The sequence below is a fragment of the Dyella sp. genome (assembly GCF_035685885.1).
GTDB lineage: Bacteria > Pseudomonadota > Gammaproteobacteria > Xanthomonadales > Rhodanobacteraceae > Dyella.
The window spans coordinates 1-10,039 of sequence record NZ_DASRZX010000151.1 but is presented as its reverse complement, the minus strand read 5'-3'; the positions used below and the strand labels follow the sequence as shown (position 1 = coordinate 10,039).

The 10,039-nt window shown below is 64.8% G+C and carries 10 protein-coding genes; 7 read left to right on the top strand and 3 right to left on the bottom strand.

Features of this window, described 5'->3' with window-relative positions; all coding sequences use genetic code 11:
* Window positions 1–60: 60 nt before the first annotated feature.
* The gene (ettA, locus tag VFG49_RS17375) at window positions 61–1,722 is read right to left on the bottom strand and encodes an energy-dependent translational throttle protein EttA (protein ID WP_324862876.1); all 1,662 of its coding nucleotides are present in this window, start codon (window positions 1,720–1,722) and stop codon (window positions 61–63) included.
* 210 nt (window positions 1,723–1,932) lie between these two features.
* Here ettA and VFG49_RS17370 point away from each other — a divergent pair, with 210 nt between their 5' ends.
* Window positions 1,933–2,955: a DUF817 domain-containing protein gene (locus tag VFG49_RS17370; protein ID WP_324862874.1), complete on the top strand. Its 1,023-nt coding sequence runs from the start codon at window positions 1,933–1,935 to the stop codon at window positions 2,953–2,955.
* A gap of 369 nt (window positions 2,956–3,324) precedes the next feature.
* Here the strand turns inward: VFG49_RS17370 and VFG49_RS17365 are convergent, their stop codons facing one another.
* Window positions 3,325–3,924 carry a TetR/AcrR family transcriptional regulator gene (locus tag VFG49_RS17365; RefSeq protein ID WP_324862872.1) on the bottom strand — a complete coding sequence of 200 codons (600 nt, stop codon included), beginning with the start codon at window positions 3,922–3,924 and terminating at the stop codon, window positions 3,325–3,327.
* A 1-nt stretch (window position 3,925) separates the two neighbouring features.
* The gene (locus VFG49_RS17360; protein ID WP_324862870.1) at window positions 3,926–5,023 is read right to left on the bottom strand and encodes a hypothetical protein; all 1,098 of its coding nucleotides are present in this window, start codon (window positions 5,021–5,023) and stop codon (window positions 3,926–3,928) included.
* Between the two features lie 142 nt (window positions 5,024–5,165).
* Here VFG49_RS17360 and glyA point away from each other — a divergent pair, with 142 nt between their 5' ends.
* From glyA to VFG49_RS17330, 6 genes are all read left to right on the top strand, one after another.
* Window positions 5,166–6,419 (top strand): serine hydroxymethyltransferase, encoded by a 1,254-nt coding sequence (gene glyA, locus VFG49_RS17355; RefSeq protein WP_324862868.1) that lies wholly within the window; start codon window positions 5,166–5,168, stop codon window positions 6,417–6,419.
* Entirely contained in the window at window positions 6,412–6,915 is a 504-nt protein-coding gene (locus tag VFG49_RS17350) for a hypothetical protein (RefSeq protein ID WP_324862866.1), read from the top strand. The genes glyA and VFG49_RS17350 overlap by 8 nt, the downstream gene beginning before the upstream one ends.
* 3 nt (window positions 6,916–6,918) lie before the next feature.
* Window positions 6,919–7,437, top strand: a complete 519-nt coding sequence (nrdR, locus tag VFG49_RS17345) for a transcriptional regulator NrdR (protein ID WP_324862864.1) — start codon at window positions 6,919–6,921, stop codon at window positions 7,435–7,437.
* Window positions 7,438–7,589: 152 nt separating this feature from the next.
* Complete coding sequence (ribD, locus tag VFG49_RS17340; RefSeq protein ID WP_324862862.1) at window positions 7,590–8,690, top strand: bifunctional diaminohydroxyphosphoribosylaminopyrimidine deaminase/5-amino-6-(5-phosphoribosylamino)uracil reductase RibD; 1,101 nt, start codon at window positions 7,590–7,592, stop codon at window positions 8,688–8,690.
* Window positions 8,691–8,726: 36 nt separating this feature from the next.
* A complete protein-coding gene (locus VFG49_RS17335; protein ID WP_324862860.1) occupies window positions 8,727–9,593 on the top strand; it encodes a phytanoyl-CoA dioxygenase family protein in 867 nt (288 codons plus the stop codon).
* A partial coding sequence (locus VFG49_RS17330) for a Gfo/Idh/MocA family oxidoreductase (protein ID WP_324862858.1) occupies window positions 9,590–10,039 on the top strand: 450 nt, incomplete at its 3' end. The genes VFG49_RS17335 and VFG49_RS17330, both read left to right, overlap by 4 nt.

Below are 10,039 nucleotides of genomic sequence, written 5' to 3'. Positions count from 1 at the left end.
GCAAGCCGTGACCCCTCACCCCAGCCCTCTCCCCGGAGGGGAGAGGGAGCAGGAGCTCGCTTACGCCAGCTTCTTGTACTTCACGCGATGCGGGCCGGCCGCTTCGTCGCCGAGGCGGCGCTTCTTGTCGGCTTCGTACTCGTTGTAGTTGCCGGGGAAGAACTCGACATGCGAGTCGCCTTCGAACGCGATGATGTGCGTGGCGATGCGATCGAGGAACCAGCGGTCATGCGAGATCACCATCGCGCAACCCGGGAATTCCAGCATGGCGTCTTCCAGCGCGCGCAGCGTTTCGACGTCCAGATCGTTGGACGGTTCGTCGAGCAGCAGCACGTTGCCACCCTGCATCAAGGTCTTGGCCAGGTGCAGTCGACCGCGCTCACCGCCGGACAGGCTGCCGACCATCTTCTGCTGGTCGGTGCCCTTGAAGTTGAAGCGGCCGATATAGGCGCGTGACTGCAGCTCGTAGCGACCGATGGTGATGATGTCGGCGCCGTCGGAGACTTCCTGCCAGACGTTCTTGTTCGGATCGAGGCTGTCGCGCGACTGGTCCACATAGGCCAGCTGCACGGTGTGGCCGAGCTTCACTTCGCCCTGGTCAGGCTTTTCCTGGCCGGTGATCAGCTTGAACAGCGTGGACTTACCAGCGCCGTTCGGGCCGATCACGCCGACGATCGCGCCCGGCGGAATCTTCATCGACAGGTCGTCGATCAGCAGGCGGTCGCCGAAGGACTTGGACACGTTCTTGAACTCGATCACTTCCTGGCCCAGGCGCTCGCCCGGCGGGATGTAGAGCTCGTTCGTTTCGTTGCGCTTCTGGTACTCGACCGAGTTCAGTTCCTCGAAGCGGTTGATACGCGCCTTGCCCTTGGACTGACGGCCCTTGGCGGCCGAACGCACCCACTCCAGCTCGCGTGCGAGGGCCTTCTGGCGCCCCTTTTCGGCGGCTTCTTCGCGGGCCAGGCGCTCGCTCTTCTGTTCCAGCCAATCGGTGTAGTTGCCCTTCCACGGAATACCGCGGCCGCGATCGAGTTCGAGAATCCACTCGGCGGCGTGCTCGAGGAAGTAGCGATCATGGGTGACCGCCACCACGGTGCCCGGATAGTTCTGCAGGAACTGCTCCAGCCAATCCACCGACTCGGCGTCCAGATGGTTGGTGGGCTCGTCCAGCAGCAGCATGTCGGGCTTGGACAGCAGCAGGCGGCACAGCGCAACGCGGCGCTTCTCACCACCGGACAGCGGGCCGATCTTGGCGTCCCACGGCGGCAGGCGCAGCGCGTCGGCGGCCACTTCCAGCTGGCGCTCCAGCGCGTGGGCGTCGTTCACCGCCAGGATGTTCTCCAGCTCCTGCTGTTCCTTGGCCAGCTTGTCGAAGTCAGCGCCTTCTTCGCCATAAGCGGCATAGACCTCTTCGAGGCGCTTCTGCGCATCGAGGATCACCGACACGCCTTCCTCGACCGCTTCGCGCACGGTCTTCTCCGGATCGAGCTGCGGCTCCTGCGCCAGGTAGCCGACCTTGATGCCAGGCTGCGGACGCGCTTCGCCCTGGAAGTCCTTGTCCACGCCGGCCATGATCTTCAGCACCGTCGACTTGCCCGCGCCGTTCAGGCCCAGCAGGCCGATCTTGGCGCCGGGGAAGAAACTCAGCGAGATGTCCTTGATGATCTGGCGCTTGGGGGGAACGATCTTGCTGACCCCGTTCATGGTGTAGATGTACTGCATGGAGCCTCCGGCGGCGTGCACGACACCGGCCGGCAAGGCTGGCGGGTGCGTCAGAGTGGGTAACAAACCACGCATTATAGCGGGTTGCGGCGGCTGCCCGATGACTGTCCCGCCTGCCTCCCGCAATGTTCCTGCCCGCGCCGTGCCACGCCCGGCCTCGGGGGCGCCAGCCGGTCCGGCGAGGCTGGGCTTTTCCCCACGGAGAGCCCCATGGCGGCTACCGGCACGCTGGAGGCGACCTCGCTGCTGAAGCGGGTCGCAGCCATGGACGGGCAGGCGGTCCACTGGGCAGGCCGGCATGGCCGCTGGGCGGTGGCGCTGCACGAACTGGTCTGCTTTGGCCTCAAGCAGGCGCGGGCGTGCCTGTTCGGTGGCTGCATGCTGGCGCTGTTGCTGGGTACGTGGGCGTGGTATCCGGGCGATGCCTGGCTGGCGCGCTACGACTTTTTGGTGCTCGCGGCCTTGACCCTGCAAGTGGTGCTGATCGCAACAGGGCTGGAGACGCGGGACGAGGCCCTGGTGATCTTCGCCTTCCACGTGGTCGGCACCGCGATGGAGGTGTTCAAGACGGCGATGGGCTCATGGGAGTATCCCGAGCCTTCCGTGCTGCGTATCGGAGGCGTGCCGCTGTTCACCGGTTTCATGTACGCGGCGGTGGGCAGTTACATCGCGCGGGCATGGCGGCTGTTCGATTTCCGCTTCGTGCGGCATCCACCGCTCGCGGCAACGGCGTGGCTGGCGCTGGCGATCTACGTGAATTTCTTCACGCATCACTTTCTGCCGGATATGCGCTGGCTGCTGTTTCTGGCGCTGGCGTGGCTGTTCGGGCGAACGTGGATACTGTTTCGCATACGCGACCTCCATCGCCGCATGCCGCTGCTGCTCGGCTTTGTGCTGGTGGCGCTGTTCATCTGGCTGGCCGAAAACCTGGGCACGTTTGCGGCGGCGTGGCGTTATCCGGCGCAGCGTCATGGTTGGGCCATGGTGCCGCTGGGCAAGCTCGGTGCGTGGCTGCTGCTGATGGTGATCAGCTATGTGATGGTATCGGCGGTGGCGCGCAGGCGCCGCGCATCTCCCCCTGTAGGAGCGCACCCAGTGCGCGATCCATCTCGCCTGGACCCTTCCTACTCGTCATTCATGCGAGGCGCTTTTCAACAGCCGAAGGCTGGTCAAGCAGGACAAGCGCGAAGCGCGCAGAACGCCCGTAGGGCCGCCCCGAAGGGGCGAGCGTAGCGAGCCATCCAGGACTTTTGCTCTTGGCTTTCCGATTCGATGCTTCCGCCAGCGTGCCGCTTACGACCGAAGGAAGTCCCTGTGGGACGCAGCGGGCGTTTCGACGTCCTGCCGGCCGCCGAGCCACCTTTCTTTTGCTGGCCCAAAAGAAACGTGGCCCAAAGAAAATGGCCTGAAGAGCTGGCAGCACTACGCCGGACACAAGCCTGTCGACTGAAGCATCGACAGCTCGTGGCTTTACTCCCTCAAACGACGCCGCTACTCCGCAACGCGTCGAAGTACTGAGGACATAAAACGAAGCGGCTTCGCTCCCTCTCCCTCTGGGAGAGGGCCGGGAACGGATGTTTGTCCTACTCATCCCCCACACCCTCACCCCTTAGGCCTCGCCACCTCAAACAACGCCGCCACGGTACGCGTATGCAGCGACGCTACGTCGTAGCCTGCCGGCAGCAAGCCGGCGATTTCCAGCATCACCGCGCCATGCAAGGCTGCCCATATCTGGTGGCCGAGAATTGCCGGGTCAGCATCCACCGCACCTTCTGCAATCAACACGTTTACATGCGCAGCCACGGTGCGCCACATGCGTTCATGCGCCTGGCGATAGTCAGGATCGTCGCGGTTGGATTCGGGGTATTCGAACATCAGCCGATAGGTGGCCGTGTTCTGCCGCGCGAAGGCGATGTAGGCGTCGCGCACGGCGCGCGAGCGCTGGCGTCCGTCGCCTGGCGATTCGAGTGCGCGCTCCAGTGCGTCGGAGAAGCGGTGCATGCCGCGCGTTCGCACTGCCGTAAGGATCTCGTCCTTATTGGCGAAGTAGCGGTAGGTGGTCATCGTGCCGCTGCCCAGCTCGGCGGCGATGCGGCGCATGGTGACCGCCGACGGGCCTTCTTCCACGTACAGCCGGGCCGCCGCTTCGCAGATGCGTTCGCGGAAAGCTTCGGTTTCCTGCTCGCTCAGCGCCCTGGGCACGTCAATGCACGTCCAGCGTCTTGCGGAAGAAAGCCAGCGCGTCCGCGTTGATCTGCGCGTGGGCCTTGGCGCGATCCACGCCTTCCGGATCGCTGCACATCGCCGGGATTTCCTTCGCCAGTTCGGGCGAGCAGGGCGGCAGGAATACCCAGTGGTCGGCCTTCGGGATTTCCTTTACGCCGACCAGCGTGGGAACCAGTGGCTGGATGTGCTTCGCGTTGGCCTCGGGCGGCAGCACGCGGTCGTTCTCGCCGTAGTACAGGTAAACAGGAATGTGCACGTTGCCGAAGCTCTGGCCGTCGAAGATCAGGCTGAGCGGCGCCATCGCGAAGGCAGCCTTCACGCGCGGATCAGCGGTGTCGCCATAGCGGCCCAGCTGGCCCTGCATGTCGTCCAGCACCTGCTCCATGGTCTTGCCCTGTTTGGCGGCCGATGCCTCGAACTCGCTGCGATGGCCGCACACATCCTTGTCCTGCGGATACTTGTTGCAGAAGGCGATGAAGCGGACGAAGCGGGGCTTGGCGCCGGCCAGCATCAGCGCGGTGTAGCCGCCCGCGGAAAAGCCGGCGACGCCGATGCGGTTCGGATCGATCAGCGGTTTCCAGCGTGGGTCGTTGAGCAGCGTGGTAATGGCCGATTTCACCTGGATCGGTCGTCCCGCCAGCACTTCGATACGACCCACGCCGCTGGTGTCGCGGAAGTAATCGCCCAGATGGTTGAGCGTGGCAACCACGAAGCCGTGGCTGGCGAGGTAGGTGGCCAGGTCGTGATGGCCCAGGTCGCTGCCGCCGTTGCCGTGAGAAAGGATTACCAGCGGCTTGGCGCCGGGAATGGCGGGCGCCTTGGGCGTGGCGGCGACGTTGTACGGACCCAGCGCCACCGTGCCATTCGTGGCCTCCATCGAGGGGTAGAACACCTCGCCATCAGTGAGCTTGCCGCTTACCGGATCGGGAATCTGGATGGCGGCGATGCCCACGCCGGTCACGTCCGAGGCGAATCCGGCCGTGGGAAGAAACAGGGCGACGGAGCAGGCGAGCCAGTACAGCGGACGCAGCATCGACTTCGGGTACGCCTTGGGGCGCGACGGCACGATCAGCATGGCGAGGTCCATGGATTGGGTTGCGTGCGATGTACGGTACGTTGTACGAAAATGGCTTGCAAGTGCCCGGCGGTGGCCCCTTTAGCACACGGCCGCTACAATTTCCCGTTCCAATCCCTGCAGCCAACCCCACGAGGTCAGGATGTTCCCGAAGCACGAGACGATCGCCGGTTATGACAATGAACTGGCCCAGGCGATGGCCGACGAAGCACGTCGCCAGGAAGATCACGTCGAACTGATCGCTTCGGAGAACTACGCCAGCCCGCGCGTGATGGAAGCGCAGGGCAGCGTGCTCACCAACAAGTACGCCGAAGGCTATCCGGGCAAGCGCTACTACGGCGGCTGCGAATTCGTGGACATCGCCGAGAAGCTCGCGATCGAGCGCCTCAAGCAGCTGTTCGGTGCCACCTACGCCAATGTGCAGCCGCATTCGGGCTCGCAGGCCAACCAGGCCGTGTACCTCGCGCTGCTCAATCCCGGCGACACCATCCTGGGCATGAGCCTCGCCCACGGCGGCCACCTCACCCACGGCGCCAAGGTCAATGTATCGGGCAAGCTGTTCAACGCCATCCAGTACGGCGTGAACGAGCAGGGCCTGGTCGATTACGACGAAGTCGAGCGCCTGGCGCTGGAGCACAGGCCGAAGATGATCGTCGCCGGTTTCAGCGCCTACTCGCAGGTGATGGACTGGGCGCGCTTCCGCGCGATTGCCGACAAGATCGGTGCCTACCTGTTCGTGGACATGGCCCACGTCGCCGGCCTGATCGCCGCGGGCGTGTACCCGAGCCCGCTGCCGCACGCGCACGTGGTCACCTCCACCACCCACAAGACGCTGCGCGGCCCGCGCGGCGGCATCATCGTGGCCAAGGATGCCGGCGAAGAGATCGAGAAGAAGCTGCAGTCGATCGTGTTCCCCGGCATCCAGGGCGGTCCGCTGATGCACGTGATCGCCGCCAAGGCGGTGGCCTTCAAGGAAGCACTGGAACCGGCCTTCAAGACCTACCAGGCGCAGGTCGTGAAGAACGCCAAGGCGATGGCCAGCACGCTTATCGAGCGCGGCTACAAGATCGTCTCCGGCGGCACCGAGAACCACCTGATGCTGGTGGACCTGATCGGTCGCGACGTCACCGGCAAGGACGCGGAAGAAGCGCTGGGCAAGGCTCACATCACGGTCAACAAGAACGCCGTGCCGAACGACCCCCGCAAGCCATTCGTCACCTCGGGCCTGCGCGTGGGCACGCCGGCCATCACCACCCGCGGCTATCTGGAAGCGGATGTGGTTGAGCTGACGAACTGGATCTGCGACGTGCTTGACGCGCCGAACGACGACGCCGTCATCGCCAAGGTGCGCGAGAAGGTCACCGCGCAGTGCCACAAGTTCCCGGTGTATGGCTGATAGCCACGGCGCTCCTTCGGCGATCTTCAGGGCCGGCGGGGCGCTGTTCGCGCTCGTCTACGTCTTGCCGTTGACGGGGGCGGTGCTGTTTGCCCTGGCGCTGTCCCCCATGATGTTGCCCAGGGGCTGGCCGGCAGACATGGCTTCACAGGTGCGCGCCTTGCTGTCCATCCTGCTGCTTTCGCTGATGCTGCCCTCGGTGATCGTGATCTGGTATCTGGTGGTGGGCTTTCTGCGTGATGGCGCCGGATGGGTCAAGACGCGTTCTCCGTGGCTGCGTTGGGGGGCGCTCGTCGCGCCTGTGGCGATGGCGTGGTCCGCCGCACGCCGTGCGCACGTCGTCTACCAAAGCAGCTTGAGGGATGCCGCGCGCGCGATGGGCGACGCCTACTGGTCGCATCAATTCACGTTCAATGGGCTGTATCTGGGCTGGTCACTGCTCTTCGTGCTGGGCCTTGCCTTGGTGCGTTTTTCCGCAAAACGGCGCACTCTTTAAGCCATGCATTGCCCTTTCTGCCAGCACGAAGACACCCGCGTGATCGACTCGCGCCTCGCCGAGGACGGTGCCACCGTGCGTCGTCGCCGCGAGTGCCCGAAATGTGGCGAGCGCTTCAATACGTTCGAAACGGCCGAGCTCAAGCTGCCCACCATCGTGAAGAGCGGTGAGCGCCGCGAGCCTTTCGACGAGCACAAACTACGCGTGAGTTTCGAGCGAGCCCTGCAGAAGCGTCCGGTGCCCACGCACTCGGTGGACACGGCCGTGCGCGAAATCGTCAACGACCTGCGCCGCTGTGGCGAACGCGAAGTGCCCTCGCGCCAGGTGGGCGAGTTGGTGATGCGTGAACTGAAGAAGCTGGACCAGGTGGCGTACGTGCGCTTTGCCTCGGTCTACCGCAAGTTCGAGGACGTGCAGGCGTTCCGCGAGGAAATCGAAAAGCTGGAACGCGACCTGCCGGAACTGGAAGCACTGCAGCTGTCGCTGCTGGGCGAGAGCGTCGCGCGGCGCAAGAAGTCCTGACCATCGGCTGGCCTTGTTGTAGGAGCGCACCCAGTGCGCGATCGCAACGCCTGGGCGGGTTCGCTCCGTTGGCTTTTCGCGCACTGGGTGCGCTCCTACAGAAAAGCACGGGCTGCGCATAAACTGCGCGTATTGCCACGCCAGGCGGCCCCATGACTCCAACCTTCTCCGCCATCGACCACACCCACATGGCGCACGCCCTGCGCCTGGCCGAGCGAGGTCTGTACACCACGCATCCCAACCCGCGCGTTGGTTGCGTGATCGCACGCGACGAACACGTCGTCGGCACGGGATTCCACCAGCGCGCCGGTGAACCGCACGCTGAGGTGTTCGCGCTGCGTGAAGCCGGTGAACGCGCGCGTGGCGCCACGGCCTACGTGACACTGGAACCTTGTGCGCATCATGGGCGCACGCCGCCGTGTGCGGATGCGCTGATCGCGGCAGGTGTCTCCCGCGTGGTCATCGCTGCCGACGATCCGTTTCCGCAGGTGGCGGGTCGCGGCATCGGCAAGCTGCGTGATGCCGGCATCGCGGTCGACACCGGCCTGATGCGCGAGCAGGCGCGTGAACTCAATATCGGTTTCTTCAGTCGCATCGAACGCGGACGGCCATGGGTGCGCGTGAAGCTCGCCATGAGCCTCGATGGTCGTACCGCGTTGGCCAATGGCGAATCCAAGTGGATCACCGGAGAGGCCGCCCGCGCCGACGTACAGCGCTGGCGCGCGCGCAGTTCGGCCATTCTCACCGGCTCGGGCACGGTGCTGGCGGATAACCCGCGCCTGACCGTGCGCCTGCCCGAAGGCGAAGCCTTTACGCCGCCTTGGCGCGTGCTGCTCGACAACCGACTGCGCACGCCCTCGCACAGTCATGTGCTCGACGGCACGGCACCTACGCTGGTGCTGCACAACGAACAGTACGCGCCGGTCGATCCCCGCTTCCAGGCCACCCAGCGGGTGGTGGTCGCCGAAAAGGGCGGTGCCATCGACTTGCAAGCGGCGATGGACGAACTCGCTCGCCGCCATATCAGCGAACTCCACGTTGAGGCCGGCCCCAGCCTGTGCGGCTCGCTGTTTGCCGCAGGACTGGTGGACGAACTGCTGCTCTACATCGCGCCTGTGCTGCTGGGCGACGCGGCGCGGCCGCTATTGGGATTGCCTTCACTGACCGAGATGGCGGCTCGTTGGAAACTGCGTACCGTGGATCGTCGCGTGCTGGGTGATGACTTGCGCCTGCAGCTGCGTCCTGTCGCGTAAACGCCACGTCCTTTCGTATCCAGCCAGGTGCCAGAGATGACTCAACCCACGCTACGCCCGTCCGTGCTCAGCGATGCCGAACGCGCCTTCTTCCGCGAACAGGGCTACCTGATCCGCCAGACCCTCGATGAGGCGAGCGTGGCGCGCTACGTGTCGGCCGTGGAGGCCTCGCGCCGCGAGCGCGGCGAGACGCAGCAGATGAGCAATCTGCAATTCCTGCAGCCTGGCAAGGCGATCCGCGGCATCCAGGACATCGTGTGCAACGAAGACATCCTCGCCGTATGCCATGACCTGTTGGGCGAGCGGATCGTCGTCGATGGTGCGTCGCTGTTCTACGGTGAGGCGGGCGTCGACTATCGGCAGGGCTGGCATCGCGATGTGCTGCAGGTGCCTGACGACCAGGTCGACCCCAGCTGGTTCAGTCCGGACTATCACTACAACTACGTGCAGATGAACATGCCGCTCACCACGGACGGTTGCCTGTGGATCGTGCCGGGCAGTCACCGTCGTCAGCTCAACGCCGAAGAGCGCGCCATTTTCGGCAATACCGAGAAGATGGCGCCGGTGGATGCACCCGAGCTGGGCGAAGGCAGGCAGATCGTGCTGAACCCGGGCGAGGCAGTGTTCTACAACAACTATGCGGTGCATCGTGGCTACGGCGGCGTGCTGAAGGATAGGCGCATCACCATCCACATGGGTTTTCATTCCGCAGAGCACGCGCCGACGCTGCATTTCGGGGTGCTGGACCACACCGAGTACACGCTGGAATATCTCGCCTCACTGGAGCCGTGCGTGCGCGAGGCATTGCGCGCGCACCTGGTGGAGCGCGCGCGTCACCCGGAGGTGAACGTATTCCACGCCTATCACCAGCAGTTCCTGCAGAAGGAGTTCAAGACCACATGACAACGGCAGCGATCCGCTGGGGCATCATCGGTTGCGGCAACGTCACCGAGGTAAAGAGTGGCCCGGGCTTCAGCAAGACGCCGAACTCCGCGCTGGTGGCGGTGATGCGCCGCGATAGCGACAAGGCGCGCGATTATGCCGAGCGTCACGGCGTGCCGCGCTGGTACGACGACGCGGCAAAGCTGATCGCCGATCCTGAGGTGAACGCGGTCTACGTCGCCACGCCACCCTCCACGCACAAGCAGTACGCGCTGATGGCGATTGCCGCCGGCAAGCCGGTGTACGTGGAAAAGCCGATGGCGATGGATCACGCCGAATGCGAGGCGATCATCCAGGCAGGGCGCCAGGCGAACGTGCCGGTGTTCGTGGCGTACTACCGCCGCGCGCTGCCGCGCTTCCACAAAGTGCGTGAGTTGATTTTCGGGCAACGTGCGATCGGTACGCCG